Origin of the sequence: Devosia sp. Root105, assembly GCF_001424865.1 — a bacterium.
GTDB lineage: Bacteria > Pseudomonadota > Alphaproteobacteria > Rhizobiales > Devosiaceae > Devosia_A.
Map to the genome: position 1 here is coordinate 232,831 of NZ_LMCR01000019.1, position 18,561 is coordinate 251,391.

General features: G+C 66.1%; 18 protein-coding genes and 1 riboswitch. Of the genes, 6 read left to right on the forward strand and 12 right to left on the reverse strand.

Translation table 11 applies throughout. From position 1 onward, the window contains the following. The first annotated feature begins 8 nt into the window (after positions 1–8). Positions 9–97: riboswitch (glycine riboswitch) on the forward strand. Between the two features lie 148 nt (positions 98–245). From gcvT to gcvPB, 4 genes are read left to right on the forward strand one after another with little or no spacing between them, the layout of a single operon-like run. Beyond that, entirely contained in the window at positions 246–1,415 is a 1,170-nt protein-coding gene (gene gcvT / locus ASC68_RS23595) for a glycine cleavage system aminomethyltransferase GcvT (protein ID WP_055885005.1), read from the forward strand. After that, entirely contained in the window at positions 1,412–1,765 is a 354-nt protein-coding gene (gene gcvH / locus ASC68_RS23600) for a glycine cleavage system protein GcvH (protein ID WP_055885010.1), read from the forward strand. The genes gcvT and gcvH overlap by 4 nt, the downstream gene beginning before the upstream one ends. An 8-nt stretch (positions 1,766–1,773) precedes the next feature. Beyond that, on the forward strand, positions 1,774–3,129 hold the full coding sequence (gcvPA, locus tag ASC68_RS23605; RefSeq protein ID WP_055885013.1) for an aminomethyl-transferring glycine dehydrogenase subunit GcvPA: 1,356 nt from the start codon (positions 1,774–1,776) through the stop codon (positions 3,127–3,129). Next, entirely contained in the window at positions 3,126–4,691 is a 1,566-nt protein-coding gene (gcvPB, locus tag ASC68_RS23610) for an aminomethyl-transferring glycine dehydrogenase subunit GcvPB (RefSeq protein WP_055885015.1), read from the forward strand. The genes gcvPA and gcvPB overlap by 4 nt, the downstream gene beginning before the upstream one ends. Here the strand turns inward: gcvPB and ASC68_RS23615 are convergent. Beyond that, positions 4,579–5,541, reverse strand: a complete 963-nt coding sequence (locus ASC68_RS23615; RefSeq protein WP_082528425.1) for an alpha/beta hydrolase — start codon at positions 5,539–5,541, stop codon at positions 4,579–4,581. The genes gcvPB and ASC68_RS23615 overlap by 113 nt on opposite strands. A 203-nt stretch (positions 5,542–5,744) precedes the next feature. Between ASC68_RS23615 and ASC68_RS23620 the strand changes: the two genes are divergently transcribed. Continuing rightward, complete coding sequence (locus ASC68_RS23620; RefSeq protein ID WP_055885018.1) at positions 5,745–6,308, forward strand: isoprenylcysteine carboxylmethyltransferase family protein; 564 nt, start codon at positions 5,745–5,747, stop codon at positions 6,306–6,308. A 54-nt stretch (positions 6,309–6,362) separates the two neighbouring features. Here ASC68_RS23620 and ASC68_RS23625 read toward each other — a convergent pair whose 3' ends face one another. The 9 genes from ASC68_RS23625 to ASC68_RS23665 form a co-directional block, all read right to left on the reverse strand. Next, positions 6,363–7,076, reverse strand: coding sequence for a TIGR02117 family protein (locus ASC68_RS23625; RefSeq protein ID WP_082528426.1), 714 nt, complete (start codon positions 7,074–7,076; stop codon positions 6,363–6,365). 376 nt (positions 7,077–7,452) lie between these two features. Further along, a complete protein-coding gene (locus tag ASC68_RS23630; RefSeq protein ID WP_055885020.1) occupies positions 7,453–7,956 on the reverse strand; it encodes an ATP F0F1 synthase subunit B in 504 nt (167 codons plus the stop codon). A gap of 6 nt (positions 7,957–7,962) precedes the next feature. Then, positions 7,963–8,625 carry a F0F1 ATP synthase subunit B gene (locus tag ASC68_RS23635; RefSeq protein WP_082528427.1) on the reverse strand — a complete coding sequence of 221 codons (663 nt, stop codon included), beginning with the start codon at positions 8,623–8,625 and terminating at the stop codon, positions 7,963–7,965. 85 nt (positions 8,626–8,710) lie between these two features. Beyond that, the gene (locus tag ASC68_RS23640) at positions 8,711–8,938 is read right to left on the reverse strand and encodes a F0F1 ATP synthase subunit C (RefSeq protein WP_055885023.1); all 228 of its coding nucleotides are present in this window, start codon (positions 8,936–8,938) and stop codon (positions 8,711–8,713) included. Positions 8,939–9,006: 68 nt separating this feature from the next. After that, positions 9,007–9,762: a F0F1 ATP synthase subunit A gene (locus tag ASC68_RS23645; RefSeq protein ID WP_055885026.1), complete on the reverse strand. Its 756-nt coding sequence runs from the start codon at positions 9,760–9,762 to the stop codon at positions 9,007–9,009. Between the two features lie 27 nt (positions 9,763–9,789). Continuing rightward, positions 9,790–10,179, reverse strand: a complete 390-nt coding sequence (locus ASC68_RS23650) for an AtpZ/AtpI family protein (protein ID WP_055885030.1) — start codon at positions 10,177–10,179, stop codon at positions 9,790–9,792. 203 nt (positions 10,180–10,382) lie between these two features. Beyond that, complete coding sequence (locus ASC68_RS23655) at positions 10,383–13,841, reverse strand: chromosome segregation SMC family protein (RefSeq protein ID WP_055885033.1); 3,459 nt, start codon at positions 13,839–13,841, stop codon at positions 10,383–10,385. 24 nt (positions 13,842–13,865) lie between these two features. Then, on the reverse strand, positions 13,866–14,525 hold the full coding sequence (locus tag ASC68_RS23660) for a thioredoxin domain-containing protein (protein ID WP_156384558.1): 660 nt from the start codon (positions 14,523–14,525) through the stop codon (positions 13,866–13,868). A 177-nt stretch (positions 14,526–14,702) separates the two neighbouring features. Continuing rightward, positions 14,703–15,224 carry a DciA family protein gene (locus tag ASC68_RS23665; protein ID WP_055885038.1) on the reverse strand — a complete coding sequence of 174 codons (522 nt, stop codon included), beginning with the start codon at positions 15,222–15,224 and terminating at the stop codon, positions 14,703–14,705. Positions 15,225–15,317: 93 nt separating this feature from the next. Here ASC68_RS23665 and ASC68_RS23670 point away from each other — a divergent pair, with 93 nt between their 5' ends. After that, the gene (locus ASC68_RS23670) at positions 15,318–16,352 is read left to right on the forward strand and encodes an A/G-specific adenine glycosylase (RefSeq protein WP_244488427.1); all 1,035 of its coding nucleotides are present in this window, start codon (positions 15,318–15,320) and stop codon (positions 16,350–16,352) included. Positions 16,353–16,568: 216 nt separating this feature from the next. Here the strand turns inward: ASC68_RS23670 and ASC68_RS23675 are convergent, their stop codons facing one another. Together ASC68_RS23675 and ASC68_RS23680 are read right to left on the reverse strand one after the other, a co-directional pair. Beyond that, positions 16,569–17,699, reverse strand: a complete 1,131-nt coding sequence (locus tag ASC68_RS23675; protein ID WP_055885046.1) for a site-specific DNA-methyltransferase — start codon at positions 17,697–17,699, stop codon at positions 16,569–16,571. 112 nt (positions 17,700–17,811) lie between these two features. Continuing rightward, entirely contained in the window at positions 17,812–18,483 is a 672-nt protein-coding gene (locus ASC68_RS23680) for a ribonuclease HII (RefSeq protein WP_244488428.1), read from the reverse strand. Between the last annotated feature and the right edge of the window lie 78 nt (positions 18,484–18,561).

An 18,561-nucleotide genomic window follows, 5' to 3' on the forward strand; every position in this document is an offset into this window, starting at 1 on the left:
TTAGCATAACCCCAACAGCGGGAGAGTCCGGTTTCGAGCCGGCGCCGAAGGAGCAACCGCCCCGGAAACTCTCAGGCACCCGGACCGCTGTCGTACTGAACTCTGGAAAGCAGGCGATCTCGCCTCACCGAAGGAGCAACTGGCCCATAGGCGGTCAGGAAATCTCTCAGGTTAGCGGACAGAGGGGGCACCGACGCGAGGGCGTTCGCTCGCGCGTTGTTGTGCAACCAGCCCCTGGTGTTCCAATGGCCGATCAACCGGCAGACGACCTCAAGACCGTAGTCCTCAACCACAAGCATGTGTCGCTTGGCGGCCGCATGGTGCCGTTCTCCGGCTACTCACTGCCCGTGCAATATCCCGCCGGCATCATCGCCGAGCACAAATGGACCCGCGAGCATGCCGGCCTGTTCGATGTCTCGCATATGGGCCCGAGCTTCCTCGTCCTTGACAACAAGTCGGGCGATAGCGAGGCGGATCACGCGGCAGTCGCTGAAGTGGTGGAGCCGCTGATCTGCGGTGACATCAAAGGGCTGAAACCCGGACAGATCCGCTACACGCTGCTGCTCAATGAAGAGGGCGGCACCTATGACGACCTGATGATTGCCCGCCCGGCCGCTGCGGGCTGGGGCGGGGCGCTCTACATCGTCGTCAACGCCGGCACCAAGGAAGAAGATTTCCAGCGCATCGCCACCGCCGCACTGGGGCAGGCGACGCTCAACCGCTCCGACCACTGCGCGCTGCTCGCGCTGCAGGGGCCGGAAGCCGCCGCGGTGATCGATGCCATTGTGCCCGCCGCCGCCGAACTCGGCTTCATGCACTACGCCTCGTTCGACTGGCGCGACACCAAGCTGGTGATCTCGCGCTCCGGCTATACCGGCGAGGACGGCTTCGAGATCCTCGTCGATCCCGAACACGCCGCCGCCTTCTGGGACACGCTGCTCGCCGACAATCGGGTGAAGCCGATTGGCCTCGGCGCCCGCGACAGCCTGCGCCTCGAGGCCGGGTTGCCGCTCTATGGTCACGACCTCGACGAGACCATCTCGCCGGTCGAGGCCGGGCTCAACTTCGCCATCTCCAAGCGCCGCCGCGAGGCCGCCGATTTCCCCGGCGCGCAGCGCATTCTCGCCGAACTCGGTGGGGTGCTCGAGCGCGTCCGCATCGGCCTGACCGTCGAAGGTGCGCCAGCCCGCGAGGGCGCAGCGATTCTCGATCAGTACGGCGCCGAGATCGGCGTCGTCACTTCGGGCGGCTTTGCCCCCACTCTCAGCCGCGCCATCGCCATCGGCTTCGTGCCGCCCGATCACGCCGCGCCGGGCACCAGGTTGCAGGTGCTGGTGCGCGGCAAGACCCAGGCGGCGGAAGCCGTCGCCACACCATTCGTCCCCCATCGCTATGTCCGGAAGGCCAGCAAATGACCAAGTTCACCAAGGACCACGAGTACATCACTGCCGACGGCACCGTGGGCATCACCCCCTATGCGCAGGAGCAACTGGGCGACATCGTCTATGTCGAGCTGCCCAAGGTCGGCCAGAAGCTCAAGGCCGGCGACGAGGCTGCGGTGGTCGAGTCGGTGAAGGCGGCATCCGAGATCTACTCGCCGGTCTCCGGCACCGTCACCGCCGTCAATGACGCGCTCTCGGGGGAACCGGGGCTCATCAACTCGTCGCCCGAAACCGACGGCTGGATCTTCAAGCTGGCGCTCGACAACCCGTCCGAGCTCGATGGCCTGATGGATGCCGACGCCTACGCCCAGTTGACCGCCTGAGGACTTCGATGCGCTATCTCCCCCATTCCGAGCACGAGCGGGCCGATATGCTCGCCGTGATCGGCGCCCGGACCGCCGAGGATCTGTTCGCTCGCGTCCCCCGCCATGCCCTGCTGCGCGAACCGGTGAACCTGCCGCGCCATTCGCCCGAGTTCCTCGTCGAAGCCAAGATGAAGGCACTGGCCAGCGGCAACCACGCCGCCGGTGACGGCCCGTTCTTCATCGGCGCCGGCGCCTATCGCCACCACGTACCGGCAAGCGTCGATCACCTGATCCAGCGCTCGGAGTGGCTCACCGCCTATACCCCGTACCAGCCGGAGGTCTCGCAGGGGACGCTCCAGATGCTGTTCGAGTTCCAGACCCAGGTGGCGCACCTCACCGGCATGGAGGTCGCCAACGCCTCGATGTATGACGGCTCGACCGCCACTGCCGAAGCCGTGCTGATGGCGCGTCGCCTCACCCGCCGTAACCGCATCATCCTCTCGGGCGGTCTTCACCCGCACTATCGCGACGTGGTGCGCACCTATCTCGGTGACGGCCCCGATCTGGTCTGCCTGCCGGCCTCGCCGGAAGGGCAGGGCGACATTCTCAACCGCATCGACGGCGACACCGCCGCGATCGTCGTGCAGACCCCCGATTTCTACGGCCACCTGCGCGACCTGCGCGCCGCGGCTGATGCCGCCCACGCTGCCGGCGCCTTGCTGATCGTCGTGGTAACGGAGGTCGTGTCGCTCGGCCTGATCGAAGCTCCGGGCGCCCTTGGCGCCGATATCGTCGTCGCCGAGGGCCAGTCGATCGGCAACAGCCTCAACTTCGGCGGCCCCTATGTCGGCCTGATGGCCACCAGGAAGGAGTTCATCCGCCAGATGCCGGGTCGGCTCTGCGGTGAAACCGTCGACGCCGACGGCAATCGCGGCTTCGTGCTGACCCTCTCCACCCGCGAGCAGCACATCCGCCGCGAGAAGGCGACGAGCAACATCTGCACCAATTCGGGCCTCTGTGCGCTCGCCTTCTCCATCCACATGTCGCTGCTCGGCGAGGCTGGCTTGAAGAAGCTGGCCCGCCTCAACCACCACAATGCGGTGAAGCTCGCGAAGATGCTCGGCACCGTCCCCGGTGTCGAATTACTCAACAAGAGCTTCTTCAACGAGATGACCATCCGCCTGGCCGTACCGGCTGCGCCAGTGGTCGAGATGCTGGCCAGGGCCGACGTGCTCGCCGGTCTACCCGTGAGCCGCCTCGAGCCCGACAACCCGGCCTGCGAGAACCTCATCGTTCTGGCCGCCACCGAGCTCACCACCGACGACGATATCGCGATGCTGGCCGAGTGCCTCCACGCCGCCCTTTCGGAGGACGCCCAATGAGCATGAACAACCAGGGCCGCCCGACTGGCATCGGCACTTCCGTGCCCGTCGGCACGTCCGACTTCACTTCCGTCTCGGGGTCCTCGCTGCTCCCCAACGAGCCGCTGCTGTTCGAGATCGGTGACCGCGAGCATTCCGGCGTCGATCTGCCTGATGTGACGATCGATGGCAGCTTCCTCGGTGGCTTCGAGCGGAAGTCGGAGATCGACCTCGCCGGCCTTACCGAGCCCGAGACGCTGCGCCACTATGTGCGCCTCAGCCGCCTCAACTATTCGATCGACAGTGGGATGTACCCGCTCGGCTCGTGCACCATGAAGCACAACCCGCGCTTGAACGAGAAGATGGCGCGGCTGCCCGGCTTCGCCGACATCCACCCGCTGCAGCCGGTCTCGACCGTGCAGGGCGCCCTCGCCCTGATGGAGGAGCTTGCGCACTGGCTGATGACGCTGACCAATACCGCGGCCGTCTGCCTCACCCCCAAGGCCGGCGCGCATGGCGAGATGGCCGGCATGATGGCGATCAAGGCGGCACAGGAAGCCGCGGGGCAGGGGCACCGCAAGGTTGTGCTGGTCCCCGAGAGCGCCCACGGCACCAACCCCGCCACCGCCGCCTTCCTCGGCTATTCAGTGAGGGCCGTGCCGGCTCGCGATGATGGGACGGTCGATGTCGAGGCGGTGAAGGCAGCCTTGTCGCCCGATGTCGCTGCGATCATGCTCACCAACCCTAATACCTGCGGGCTGTTCGAGCCCGAAGTGATCGAGATCGCCGCGGCGGTGCACGAGGCAGGGGCCTACTTCTACTGCGATGGCGCCAATTTCAACGCCATCATGGGCGTGGTCCGGCCGGGCGATCTCGGCATCGACGCCATGCACATCAACCTGCACAAGACCTTCTCCACTCCACATGGCGGTGGTGGTCCGGGTGCTGGCCCAGTGGTCCTCTCGGCCGCGCTGGCGCCATTCGCACCGGTACCGTTTGTGAAAAAGGGTGAGGGCCCGCTGGCCCTGGTTGAGCATGCTGAAGGCCAGCACCTGGGGCGCATCACCGCCTTCAACGGCCAGATGGGCATGTATGTCCGCGCGCTCACCTACATGCTGAGCCATGGTGGCGACGGTCTGGCCCAGGCGGCCAAGGATGCCGTGCTCAACGCCAACTACATCAAGGCGCGGCTCGAGCGGGTCTTCTCGGTGCCGTTCCCAGGGCAGCCTTGCATGCACGAGGCGCTGTTCGATGACAGCTTCCTCGAGGGCACGGGCGTGTCGACGCTCGATTTCGCCAAGGCGCTGATCGATGAGGGCTTCCACCCCATGACCATGTACTTTCCGCTGGTCGTGCATGGCGCCATGCTGGTCGAGCCCACCGAGTCCGAGAGCAAGCAGACGCTGGACCGCTTCTGCGATGTGATGCTGGAACTGGCCAATGACGCCAGGGCCGGCAATGCGGCCCGCTTTACCAGCGCGCCGCTGAACGCACCGCGCCGGCGCCTGGATGAGACCCGCGCCGCGCGCTCGCCGGTGCTGAAGTGGGAGCGGCAGGAGCTGCTGCCGCAGGCGGCGGAGTAACCTCGGAGACCGTAGGTGTGGTGGCGAGAGGCTTTGCCACCACATCGGCCGCGAAAGCGCCGAGCAGCTCGTTGAATTGCGCCGGCTGATCCCAGAACGGTGCATGCCCCGCATCGGGAATGATGTGGCAGACATTGCCCCAGAGGTTCCGGTAGTGCAGCCCCGCCACATAGCTCAGCCGCGCTACCGGCTCGGCGGCGCCATTGACCACGGCCACCGGCACGCTCGATTGCTCGACCGCCAGCTTCTGGTCGGCGACATCGCCGCGCAGCAGGCTCTTCGATACCGCCACGCGAACGCGCCCATCTGCCCGGCGGATCGACTGCAGGAAGGTCGGGTCGCCCGCGCCGTGGTAGCACATCTCGTAGAAGCGCTGCGCGTCGCGTTCGCTGAATTGCTCCTTGGCTGCCAGCAGCAGGTCGAGGTTGGTCTGGAAGCCGCGCAGCATGGCGATCGGGCCGCGGCCGATCGGCGGCGCGCCGACGATCATCAGCCCGCGCACCCCCGGATGCCGCGCCATCAGCTCGATGCCGACATGCCCACCCAGCGACCAGCCCATCACCACCAGGTGCTCGATGCCCTTGTGCTCCAGCACCTCGGCCACCGTGCGCGCCAGCCCGTCGACGCCATAGTCGGCGCCCGACTCTGCGTCGCCCGAGGCGCCGTGCCCCGGCAGGTCGAGCGCGATCAGCCGGTGCCGGTCGGCCAGCTCGCTGTCGAACTGCTTGCCGAACACCTTGCGCGAGGCGCCCGAGCCGTGCAGCAGCAATAGCGGTTCGCCGCGCCCGTCGCTTTCGCTGAGGCGGATAGAGGCGGAGTGGGTCTGCACCGTGCTGTGGTAGATGGTCATTGCGAGGCCGTCATGCTGAGTGCCCCGGACTCTGCCAGACACTCACTACGCCCCGGTCAACCAGCACGGTGAAGCAACGACGAAGCGAAAACCTTGCATTTTATCGAAACGCAGGCCGTCGTTGCGCAACTGCAGCTTGTTTCGTCGGCGATCCCTACGTAGCGTGATCAGGCAGCCCAAGTAGCGCCGCAGGGGGATTACGTATGGACCTTGTTCTCGATCTGCTCGTCAGTGCGGTCAGCATTGCGGTGATCGCCCAGTACAGCTGGTCACTGAAGGCCCATTTCAACTCGCCGAAAATGCCAACGGGCACGGTGGTGATCTCTGTGGTCGTCCTCGCAACTGCGGCGATCTACCTGACCCTGCTTTGGATCGAGACCCAGCCCGTGCTGGCATTGTCCATCGGCCTGGTGATCGAGTGCCTGGCGCTATGGCTGTTCTGGGCGGCGATCAAGGCATCCCGCGCCGCGCGCCTGAAGATGGCCTTCGACGTGCAGAATCCGCACGGCCTTGTCATGACCGGTCCCTACCGCTACCTGCGCCACCCGTTCTACACCTCCTACCTGATTTTCTGGATCGGCTGGGCCATCGCCACCTGGTCGCCCTGGTCGGTCATTCCGCTGGCGGTCATTACGGTGATTTACGTGCTGGCCGCACTCGGCGAGGAAAAGAAGTTCTCCCGCACCCCGATGGCTGCCGATTATGCCAGCTATCGCCAGAAGACCGGCTTCTTCTGGCCACGCCTGCCGGGCGTCGCAAAGGGCTAAGCGGAGCGCTTTCAGGAAAGGTTGCAGACTTTTCCGGTTCGAAAGCGTGACAAGCTAAGAGCCCTGGGGCGCTGCCGTTTCGGGCAGGCGGTTGAACAGCCGCAGTGACCCGGCAAGCGTCGTCGGCAGCGGCACCCACAAGCCAGTCCGCACGCCGGCGCTGCGCAGTATCCGCGCCGTCCAGGCATTGCACCCGACGAAGATGGCGTTGAAGCTCCCTTCCGCCTCGTAGAACCGGTCGCTGCCGGTCAGCGCGTAGCCGTCGATTGGCTGCACCTGGCCATCGATGCGCGAGAAGCTGCCGGCAATCTCCGACAGCATCCGGGCATAGCCGGCCTCCGACAGGTCCAGCGGGGTCACGATCGGGTTCGCCTGGTCGACCTCGCCAAGCACATCGATATGCATCACTGAGCGATCGAGTGTCAGCGCCTTGAACGTCGGTCCCGGCTTCATGTCGGCAAAGCTCGGCGTCTCCAGATAGAAGGCCCGGCCACCCCATCCGATCAGCAGCCACCGGGCGTCCGGCAGATCTACCGGCAGCTCGGTTTCGGCGAGGAACGGCAACGCCGCCCGGCTCTGGGCGTCCAGCGGGATGGCAATGTCGGTGTGGATAGGGTTCGAGACGACCAGGATGCGTCGTGGAAGGGGCGTGCCGTCCGGCTGCTCGAACACTGCAGGATGTGGGATCACCGCGCCCAGCAGCACCGCCAGGACCGGCACCCCGACAAGCAGCAACAACACCAGCGCGATGCGCCTCAGGATCCGCATGCTCCCCCCGAAAGGACTCACGTGGCTGGCTGCGAGCTACGAAGGCTAAGCACAATGGTGGTGCAAAGGCACGCTCCGTACCCTGTTTCCCGGGCGGGTGGGTGGCGAGGAGTGCGGTGTGCTCCAAAAACTCGATGTCATTCCCAGCGAAAGCTGGGACCCAACTCGCCGCCCGCGCCAGCTGACAAATGGGTCCCAGCTTTCGCTGGGATGACAGCCGGAGTGCCCCCGGCAAGACCCTTGCCACGCCCCAGGTTTGGCTAAGGAGCTAGCCCCAGAGTTCCCTTCTCCTCCGCAAGGGAGAAGGAAGTGCATCGCTCCAAAAGAAAATGCCCGCTGGCGCGGGCATTTCGATCTTCAGCTCTGCAACCGAACCTTAGTTCAGGCGGGCTGCGACGTCCTTGATGGCCTGGTCAACCAACACGTCACCCTTGGCAGCAACCTGCTTTTCCAGCAGCAAGCGGGCGGCTTCGACGGCGAGGTCGGCCGAGCGGGCGCGGACTTCGGCGACGGCCTGGGCTTCCGCCTGGGCGATCTTGTCGGCCACGGCCTTCTCGCGACGGGCCACCATGGCCTCCAGCGACGACTTGGCCTCGGCGGTCAGCCGGAACGCTTCTTCGCGCGCCGCGGTGACGATGTCCTCGGCTTCCTTCTCGGCTTCCTCGCGACGGCGCGCGTAGTCCTCGAGCAGGGCCTTCGCTTCGGCGCGCAGCGCCTCGGCTTCGGCGAGGTCGGTCTCGATCTTCTTGATGCGCTCATCGAGCATCTTGGTGATCATCTTGGGCACGCCGAAATAGACGACGATACCGATGAAGATCACCAGCGCGATGGTTGCCCAGATGGTGGCGCCGGTGGTGGCGTCAAACCCGAAGGCCCACATGCTGCCTTACTCCTTCGAAACCGCGGCGACCGCGGCGCGGGCTTCAGCCGCGGTGACAGTGCCCGAGATCTTGGCGACCAGCGCCTGGGCGGTCTCGGCTGCGATGCCGCCAACATTGGCGAGCGCCGCGTCCTTGTCGGCCTGGATGCGGGCCTCGGCTTCCGAGACGCGCTTTGCCAGCGTGGCCTCGACGTCGGCACGGCGGCCGTCGATGTCGGCCTTGATCCCGGCGCGGGTTTCCTCGGCGATGCCGTGGGCGTTCTTGCGGGCCTCGGCCAGCGCTGCCTCATAGGCGGCGGCGGCCTTCTCGGTCTCCTGGCGGAGCCGCTCGGCTTCCTTCAGGTCGCCTTCGATACGGGTCCGGCGCGTTTCGAGGATCGAGCCGATGCGGGGCAGGGCCACGCGGCTCATCAGGAAATACAGCGCTGCGAAGGTGATAGCGAGCCAGAGCAGCTGGCCACCGAAGCTCGCCGGATCGAAGGGCGGAAACACCTCCGAATGCGCCTCGGTCGAAGCATGCGTGTCGGTCGCGCCATGGGCGTCGGCCGGTGCTGCATGCTCACCTTCGGCGGCATGCTCCTCGGCGGGTGCGACGACCTCGCCCTGCTGGAGCGCGTCGCCACTTTCGGCCTGCGCCACGATAATGATGTCTTGGGCTGAACCCGCCATCTCGAAACCCTTTTGCGGCCGTTAAAGCCCCGGATCGAAACCCGGAGCCCTTACTCGGTCTGCGCTAGCGCAGCCCGTCGCGAAATCAGACTGCGAACAGCAGCAGGAGCGCGATCAGGAACGAGAAAATGCCCAGAGCTTCGGTCACGGCGAAACCGAAAATCAGGTTACCGAACTGGCCCTGAGCCGCTGCCGGGTTGCGCAGTGCGCCCGACAGGAAGCTACCGAAAATGTTGCCCACGCCGATGGCGGCGCCGGCCATACCCACGGCCGCAATACCCGCGCCGATAAACTTTGCTGCTTCAGCTTCCATTTGTAGTCTGCTCCATTTTGCGACCGATTGGCGACGCTTGCCGTCGCCTCACTGTGAACCGGCCTAGATCAATGCGACGGATGGATCGCATCGTTGATGTACATCGAGGTCAGCACTGCAAAGACGTAGGCCTGCAGGGCCGCCACGAGGAATTCGAGCGCCGTGATCGCCACGGTCATGATCAGCGGCAGCAGCGCACCGAGCCAGCCGAGAAAGCCCAGGCCACCCAGCGTCACGATGAAGCCCGCGAACACCTTGAGGGTGATGTGACCGGCGAGAATGTTGGCGAAGAGACGAACCGAGAGCGAGATCGGGCGCGAGAGGAAGGAAACCACCTCGATCGGCACCACGATGGGGAGCACATAGCCCGGCACACCCGACGGCACGAACAGTTTGAAGAACTTCAGCCCGTTCTTGTAGACGCCGTAGACGATGACCACCACGAACACCAGGAGCGCCAGCGCGAAGGTGATGATGATGTGGCTGGTGAAGGTGAAGAAGAACGGGATCATGCCGAACATGTTGGCGACGAGCACGAACATGAACAGCGAGAACACGAAGGGGAAGAACTTCATGCCAGCCTTGCCGGCCGAGTCCGACACCATTTTGGCGACGAACTCGTAGAGCATCTCGGAGACCAGCTGCACCCGGTTCGGCACCAGGCTGCGCTTCTGCGTCGAGAGCAGGAGGTAAAGGGCGATGACACCAACCGACAGCACCATGAACAGGGCTGAGTTGGTGAAGGAAACGCCGCCTTCACCGAAGGAGACGATATCGGTGATCTGGAACTGGTGGATCGGGTCGACTTTATTCGGATCGGCCAACTGCTGTTCCCTTTAGGCTTGGAGCCTTCACTCGTCTTCTTCGTCGTCCGGCGCGCGCATGGCGACCGTGGGCGGCGGCGCCGCCCGGTTCATTTCCGCTGCAGAACGCACCACGTTGAGCACGCCCGCCGCAAAGCCGACCAGCAACATCACCAGCATCAGCCAGGGACCGGTCCTCAGCCACAGATCGAGCAGGTAACCGATACCCGCGCCGACCAGGATGGCCGCAATAAATTCCGTTCCGAGTCGCATGCCCCGGTTCCAGCCGGACATGTTCCGGTTGGCCGCAGCAATTTCCGCGTCGCCCGGTGCTTGCTCGGAGGCCTGCGCCCGCTTGATGCGAGCTGCAAGATCCGAGGTCAGCGACCCTGATTTCCCATCACTCGGCGAGCGCCCGGTATTGCGTGACTTTGCCATCCCGCTCTCCCATGCGCCTCCGGGCCTTAACAGGAACTGGAGCCCCTCGAAGTCGCGGGCAACATAGTGGCGCCCCCTACCAGTGTCAAGGCTGTGAACAGACTGCTAACGCTTTGATAAATAAGGAAGTTTATCCGACGAAAGAAGGTGTGACATTGAGTCATCGCGACTCTGGCCGCCACTATTGCGGCAAGGATGGGGCGTCAGCTCGCCACCCGCACCGCTGCCTCGGCGCCCTTGAGGTCCACAGAGACCAGTTGGCTGACCCCGCGCTCGGCCATGGTGACGCCGAACAGCCGGTCGACCCGGGCCATGGTAATCGGATTGTGGGTGATCACCAGGAAGCGGGTTTCCGTCCGCTCGGTCATCATGTCGAGCAGGTTGCAGAAGCGCTCGACATTGGCGTCGTCGAGCGGCGCGTCGACCTCATCGAGCACGCAGATCGGCGCCGGGTTGGTGAGAAACACCGCAAAGATCAGCGACATCGCCGTGAGCGCCTGCTCGCCGCCCGACAGCAACGTCATGGTTGTCGGCTTCTTGCCCGGCGGCCGTGCGAGAATCTCGAGCCCGGCCTCCAGCGGATCGTCGCTCTCGACGAACTGCAGCTCGGCGGTACCACCGCCGAACAGCGAGGTGAACAGCTCCTGGAAATGCGCGTTGACCTTCTCGAACGCCTCGTTGAGCCGCTGCCGGCCCTCGCGGTTGAGGCTCTGGATGCCGCCGCGGAGCTTGGCGATCGCGGCGATCAGGTCGTCGCGATCCTTGACCATCAGGTCGAGCTTTTCACGGACCTCTTCGGATTCCTTTTCGGCGCCGAGGTTCACCCCGCCCAGCCGCTCGCGCTCTGCCTTCAGCCGGTCGACCTGCGATTCGACCTGGGGCTCGGCAGGCAAAGCGTGTTCCGGCCTGATACCGGCGAGCTGCGCCGTCTGCGATGCTTCGACGTTGAGCGTCTCGTGCACCTGCCGCTCGATCTGGTGGCGCTGCGCGATGAGGCCCTTGATCCGCTCCTCGACCCGCGCCAGCTCGGCCCGGAAGCCGGAGAGCGCGTCATGCGCCAGCCGCTGCGCCTTGTCCGCCTCGCGGTGCCGGGTGTCGCCGACACCAAGCGCATCGGTCGCCGCCTTGTGCGCCTCGCGCGCCACGGCGATCTCGGCGTCGAGGGTGCGGCGGCGCTCGGCCAGGCTCTCAGGCGACGCCTGCAGCACGGTGATCTGCTCGCGCACTTCGGCGGTACGGGCGTCGAGCGTTGCCAGCTGCCCAGCGGCGCCCTCACGACGGCGGGACCATGCGGCAACGTCCGCGGCGATCTGGGTGAGACGCGAACTGCGCATCCGCGCCGCCGTCTCGAAGCCGCCGAGCTTCAGCCGCGCTTGATCGGCTTTCTCGCGCAGCCCGCTGAGCAGTGACTGCAGTGATGTCGCCAAAGCCGCAGCTTCGGTTTCATCGCCGGCGTCCCACAGCAACAGCTCTGCCTCGGTGGCCGCAGCCACCGCCTCGGCGAGGTTCGCATCGAGCCGGGTCCGCGTTTCGTCGAGCGCCACCTGGCGCGCGGCGAGATCGCTGATGGCGCGCTGCGCTTTGTCCAGCTCGCCCTGCGCGACGGCAATCTCGCGCTGCGCGTTCCGCCAGGCGTCGCGCTTCAGCCGCTCGTCGGTGCGGGCCGCGTTCAGCGCTTCGGCCAGCGCCGTGGCATCGGCACGCCGGCTGTTGCGCCGGGCCCGTACGTCCTCCACTTCGGCTTCGAGCTCGGCCAGGCGGTTGCGCTGCGCCAGCCGCTCCGCCGCAGCAGTCGGCGCATCGGCGGCGGCGACGAAACCGTCCCAGCGCCACAGCCCGCCGGCCTTGGTGGTCAGCCGCTGTCCGGGCTGCAGCTGCGCCATCAGCCGAGCCGCGTCCGCCGCCTCGACCAGCCCGATCTGGTCAAGCCGGCGCTTCAGCAGCGGGCTGCCCGACACGAACTGCGACAGCGGCGTAGCGCCCGCCGGCAAGGCCGGGTCGGCACCGGCAGCGGCGCCGGCCCAGTGCAATGGCGCGCCGGCATCGGATGAGGCATCGAGATCGTCACCCAGTGCCGCGCCGAGTGCCGTTTCATAGCCCGCGGCAACCTTGAGCTGGTCGACCACTGCCGGCCACTTGCTGGCGCCGCCATGGTTGAGGATACGGCTCAGCGTCTGCGCCTCGGCTTCCAGCCGGTTCAGCGCTGCCTCGATCTGCTGCAGCTCCGGGCGCAGCGCGTCGGCGGCGGCCTGCGCCGCGACGGCGGCCGTCTCGGCGGCGACGGCGGCAGTTTCCGCCGCCTTGGCATGGTTCTGCGCCATGTCGAGCGCTTCGCGCCCGGCGTTCAGCGTCGCGTCGGCGCCGAGCGTCCGCGCCAGTTGCTCGGCTTCGCGCGCCACGTCGGCGATCTGCGTCTCGAGCCGCGTCACCCGCGAGCGCGCCTCGGCAACGCTGCGCTCGGCTGCGCCGCGTCGGGCCCGCAACTGCGCCAGGGCATCGGCGGCGGCGCGGGCCTCACCCTCGGCCTTGGCCACTTCGCTTTGCGCGGCTTCGGTCGCCGCCCGCGCGGCTTCGAGCGCCTGCTGTTCGCCCGCCGCTTCCGCTTCGAGGCGGCTGCGCTCTTCATGCGCCGCCTCGAGGGCGTCGTCGCTCTCGCCGACCAGCGCGCGCTCGCGCACCGCATCCTGTTCGATCTGTTTCAGCCGTTCGCCGAGTTCATTGAGCCGCGCCGCAGCCCGTCTTGCCTCACCCTCGAGCTGCTCGGCGAGAATGGTCAGCCGCTGCAGCACGGCGCCGGCGGCGGCTTCCTTGTCGCGCAATGGCGCCAGCGCCTTGTCGGCGAGGAACACCACTTTCTGGGCTTCGAGCTCGATATGCTGCGCTTCGGCAAGATCACGCACCAGCTTGGCCTGCGCGGCCTCGGCATCCTTCTCGTTGAAGCGCGCGGCGATCCAGCGGATGTGAAACAGCGTTGCTTCGGCCTTGCGGATATCGCCGCTCAGGGCGCGATAGCGCACGGCCAGCCGGGCCTGTCGCTTCAGCGTTTCGAGCTGCTGCTCGACCTGGGCGATGACGTCGTCGACGCGTTCGAGATTCTGTTCCGCCGCGCGCAGCCTGAGCTCGGCCTCATGCCGGCGCGAGTGCAGCCCCGAAATGCCGGCGGCCTCTTCGAGCAACGCCCGGCGTTGCTGCGGCTTGGCGGCGATCAGTTCGCCGATCTGGCCCTGGCGAACGAGGGCAGGGGAGTGGGCGCCGGTCGAGGCATCGGCGAACAGCAATTGCACATCGCGCGCCCGGACTTCCTTGCCGTTGACGCGATAGACCGAGCCTTCTTCGCGCTCGATCCGCCGCGTAACTTCCAGCACGTCGGCGTTGTTGAGCGGGGCCGGGGCAGTGCGGTCGGAATTGTCGAGAACGAGGGTGACTTCGGCGGTGTTGCGACCGGGCCGGCTACCCGAGCCGGAAAAGATCACGTCGTCCATGCCCGAAGCCCGCATCGCTTTGTACGAGCTTTCACCCATCACCCAGCGCAGCGCTTCGACGAGGTTGGATTTGCCGCAGCCGTTGGGTCCCACCACGCCGGACAGACCGGGCTCCAGGTAGAGCTCGGTCTGGTCGCAGAAGGATTTGAAGCCGTGCAGTTTGAGGCGCGTGAATTTCATCGCGCGCCCCTGGGGGGCAGCGCGTTAGGAGAGCAGCGGATCGATTTCGGCCTTGAGAGCCTCAAACGAGTTTTCTCCAGTCAGCATCTTGCCGTTGATGTAGAACGTCGGCGTGCCCTGGAGCTTGAACTCGTCCAGCGCCTGATCCCGCACCGCTTCCAGTCCCTTGAACAGGTCCTGATTCGTCAAGGCAGCGTCGTAGGTTTCCTTGGTAAAACCAAGCTGCTGGGCGATGCCGAAGATGGCGTCATTGGGCGTGTTGGATGCAGCCCACTGGTCCTGCGTCTTGAAGAAGGTGTCGATCACCTCGTGGTACTTCTCCGGGCCAGCCGCTTCGGCGAGCATGAACACCACGGCATCCAGCACGTTGCGCATGAACGGGCGCGGGATGAACTGGATCTTGTTGGTGTCGATGTACTCGGTCTTGAGCTGCGGATAGACGGTGTTGGTGAACGCAGCGCAGTGCGGGCAGGTCGGCGACAGGTACTCGATCAGCGTCACCTTGGCGTCCGCCGGCCCAAGCGGGTGGTCGGCAACGCCGCCGGCCGGCGCCATCAGCTTGGCCTGGTCGAACTGCTGGGCGAGGGCGCCGGTGGCGCCGAACAGGAAGGACACGCTGGTCCCCGCCGCTGCCGCGACGACAGCTGCGCCGGACCCGATGAGAATGTTGCGACGGTTGGCCACGAGTTTCACTCCGTTTTTTCGTTGCTCGCCCTAATATCGGGGCAAACTAGGCCGGGCAAGTTCAACCGGCGATGAACACTTCGCGATGTCCCGCAGGGCAAACCGCTCCGGTGGAGCGATTTGAGGCGCGAAGGCCATGCGAGCTGCGCTCGAATGGCAACGCGGAACAGGCACTGATCAATCGGGCTTTCTCCGGGCGATCGCCTGTCCGAGTTGTCTGAGGGCGTCACGTACCCCGGGATCGCTGACCCGCTCGACCGTGCGGCTGATCCGCGCCCGGGCGACCTCCGGCAGCGCCGGGACTGTCTCGGGCACTGTGTCCTCGATCGCGAACGGTTCGGCACTGAGCCGGACCTGCCCGACGAGGAAATAGCCATAATACCGGTTGATCGAGGCCGCGACCCGCTGACCTTCGTGCGCCAGCGCCAGGGCATGGCCGGGGTGACAGCGGAGGTAAAGCGTCGCCCCCTCGGCGCCTTTTTCGCCGCGCGGCCAGCTCAGCTTGTCCGGCCGAGTCACCTTGTCGTACGGCGCCGGCGCGATGGTCGGCCAGTGCGAGAGGATGTCGCGGCTGGCAAAGCCGCGCTTCTTCAGCGCCGGATCGAGCACCCCGCCAAGCGCCTCGGCCACGCCGACGGCGCGGTTGAGCCGTTTGGGCGGCGCATCGTCCTTGGGTTTCGATTTAGGCTTGTCCGCCACTGGTAACAACTTCCCGCCGCCGCTTGCGCCCGCTGCTGCGGCGCGCCATCTGTGGCCGCTATCATGTCAAATGCCGCGCCCCAGCAAAACCCCGTGCCGCTAGACGCCGCCGCCGTGCTCGCCTGGTACGATCGGCATGCGCGCAGTCTGCCATGGCGGGTCGGCCCGGCCGACCGCGCCCGCGGTATCCTAGCCGATCCCTATCGCGTCTGGCTCAGCGAAATCATGCTGCAGCAGACCACGGTTGCAGCGGTCGGGCGCTACTACGCGCGCTTCCTCCACCTCTGGCCGACCGTCGCCGATCTCGCCGCATCGCCGCTCGAAGCCGTGCTCGTCGAATGGGCAGGGCTCGGCTACTACGCCCGGGCCCGCAACCTCCACGCCTGCGCCAAAGCCGTGGTCGAGCGTTTTGGCGGCCGCTTCCCGACCAGCTCGGCCGAACTGCTGAGCTTGCCCGGCATCGGGCCTTACACCGCCGCAGCCATTGCCGCGATCACCGGCGACGAGCGGGTGGCGGTGGTCGATGGCAATGTCGACCGGGTGGTGGCGCGCTACCTGGCGCTCGACGTGCCGGTGCGCGACGCCAAGGACCTGGTGCGGGGGACGGTGCAGGCGGTGGTGCCTGAGCGGGCGGGGGACTTCGCGCAGGCGCTGATGGATCTTGGCGCCACCATCTGCGCGCCGCGCAACGCCAGTTGCATGCTCTGCCCGATCCAGCCGGGCTGCCGCGGCGCCAACCTCGATCCGCTGCTCTATCCCGTGAAGCCTGAGAAGGCCGACCGTCCGACCCGCTACGGCCATGCCTTCGTCATGCGCGACACCGATGGCGATGTGTACCTGCAGACCCGGGCCGAGAAGGGGCTGCTGGCGCAGATGACCGAGATACCGGTCTCGGACTGGACGCCGGAAAAGCGCGCCGTGGTGCATCCAGTGGCGTCCGACTGGCGCTATGATGGACAGGTTGTCCACGTCTTTACCCATTTCCGGCTCGAGCTCGACGTATGGTCGGCTGTGGTGGCCGATCCGGCCGAGCTCAAGGCGGGCTGGTGGGCCGATCCGCGCGAACTCGATGCCGAAGCCCTGCCGAGCGTCTTCCGCAAAGTGCTGGCCGCTGCTGGAGTGGAGTAAGGGGAGCCTCGGCAGTCCAACCCACTCGATGTCATCCCTGCGAAAGCAGGGACCCAACTCTCAGCTGGCGCAGGCGGTGGGATGGGTCCCTGCTTTCGCAGGGATGACACCCTGTGGGTTGGTGAGTTTGGCTCACAAGATCATCCCCACAAACGAAAGCCGCCGGCTCTTTCGAGCCGGCGGCGAGCGCAGCCTGAGTTGAATTGGAGGTCAGATTCAGGCCGAAAGTCGTTCCATCTGGGCGCGCACCTGGCTGCGCAGATCGTCGATAGGGGCAAGCCGGCTGCCCTGCCGCGCATGCCAGAAGGTCCAGCCGTTGCAGGCCTCTGCCCCCTGCACCAGCGCGCCGACCCGGTGGATCGAACCCATATGGCCGCCCGAGACCAGCGAGCCATCGGCGCGCACCAGTGCGCTCCAGCGCTGGCGATCATCGTAGAGCTCGGTGCCCGGGGCGATCAGCCCCATTTCGACCAGCGAACCGAAGGCCACGCGCGGTGCGGCGCGCTTCGATACTGCCGTCTCGATGGTGGCGGCGTTGAGCGGGCGGATCGAGGCGATGCGCTTCAGCGCGCCGGCGATATAGGTGTCCTCGCGTTCGATGCCGATGAAGTGGCGGCCGAGTTTCTTGGCCACCGCGCCGGTGGTGCCGGTGCCGAAGAACGGATCGAGCACCACGTCGCCGGGTTTGGTCGTCGCGCTGATCACCCGGTAGAGCAGGGCTTCCGGCTTCTGCGTCGGGTGCAGCTTTTCGTCGTCGTCGTCCTTCAGGCGCTCGGCCCCGGTGCAGATCGGGAACAGCCAGTCCGAGCGCATCTGCACGTCGTCATTGGCCTGCTTCATCTGCTCGTAGTTGAAGGTGACGCGACTGTCGCGATCCTTGGCGGCCCAGATCAGCGTCTCGTGCGCGTTCGTGAACCGGGTGCCGCGGAAGTTGGGCATCGGGTTGGCCTTGCGCCAGATCACGTCGTTGAGGAGCCAGTAGTCGAGATCCTGCAACGCCGCACCGACGCGGAAGATGTTGTGGTACGAGCCGATCACCCAGATGGCGCCATCCGGTTTCAGGATGCGCCGCGCGGCCTTCAGCCAGGCGCGGGTGAAGATGTCGTAATGGGCGAAGCTGTCGAACTTGTCCCAATCGTCGTCGACGCCGGCAACGCGCGACTGGTCCGGCCGGGTCAGGCCCTGGTCCAGCTGCAGGTTGTAAGGCGGGTCTGCGAATACGAGGTCAACCGAGCCGGCCGGCAAGGCATTCATGTGCTTGATGCAATCGCCCACAAGGATGGTGTCGATGGGGAGCAGGCTCCCCTCCGCATTGGCGGAAGCCGCCATACGCGCGGTACGCAACATAACTCGAACCCTGACGCAGTACTAACGGGATCGGTTGTAAGGCGTTAGGGTTAAAGGGGATTTAAGCTTCGCGGTTAGCGAGAGGTTAAGGCGCGTATACGTGTCGTCCGCCTCAGGCGGCGATCGTCTTCATCCGCTGCGCCTGGATGCAGGGGGCGAAATCCATCCGATGATGGCGGCCCGGGCCATGCGTGGTGAGGGCTTCGAGATGCTGCGGCGCCGCATAACCCTTGTGGCTCGAAAAGCCGAATTGCGGCTCCTCGCAGTCCATGATCAGGCACATCCGGTCGCGCGTCACCTTGGCGACGATCGAGGCCGCGGCAATCGATACCGAGCGCCCGTCGCCACCGACGATCGCCTCGCCGGGGCAGGGCAGGTCCTTGGGCAGCTTGTTGCCATCGACCAGGATGTGGTCGGCTTTCACCTGCAGGCCCAGCACCGCCTTGCGCATCGCCCAGAGCGAGGCCTGCAGGATGTTGAGCTGTGCGATGATCGTCGGCGGCGCCACCACTATCGAAACGATGGCCGACGCCATGATCTTCTCGTACAGCGCTTCGCGCTGCGCGGCGGTCAACACCTTGGAGTCGTTGAGACCTTCCGGCACCTTGCGATGGTTGAGGATCACCGCCGAAACCACCACCGGCCCGGCCAGCGGGCCGCGTCCGACCTCATCGACGCCGCAAACGAATTTCGCCCCGCGCTTGATGGCGGCACGCTCGAACTTGAGCGTCGGCTTGCTGATAATGACGGGCGAATCGGAGGGCATGTCCTCAAGCATCGCCATGCACGCCTGCGGGGCAAGTGGCATCTGTGTTACCAGCTTCTCGTTCCTCTCGCTCGGCGTCGTACGCCTCGAGATTGG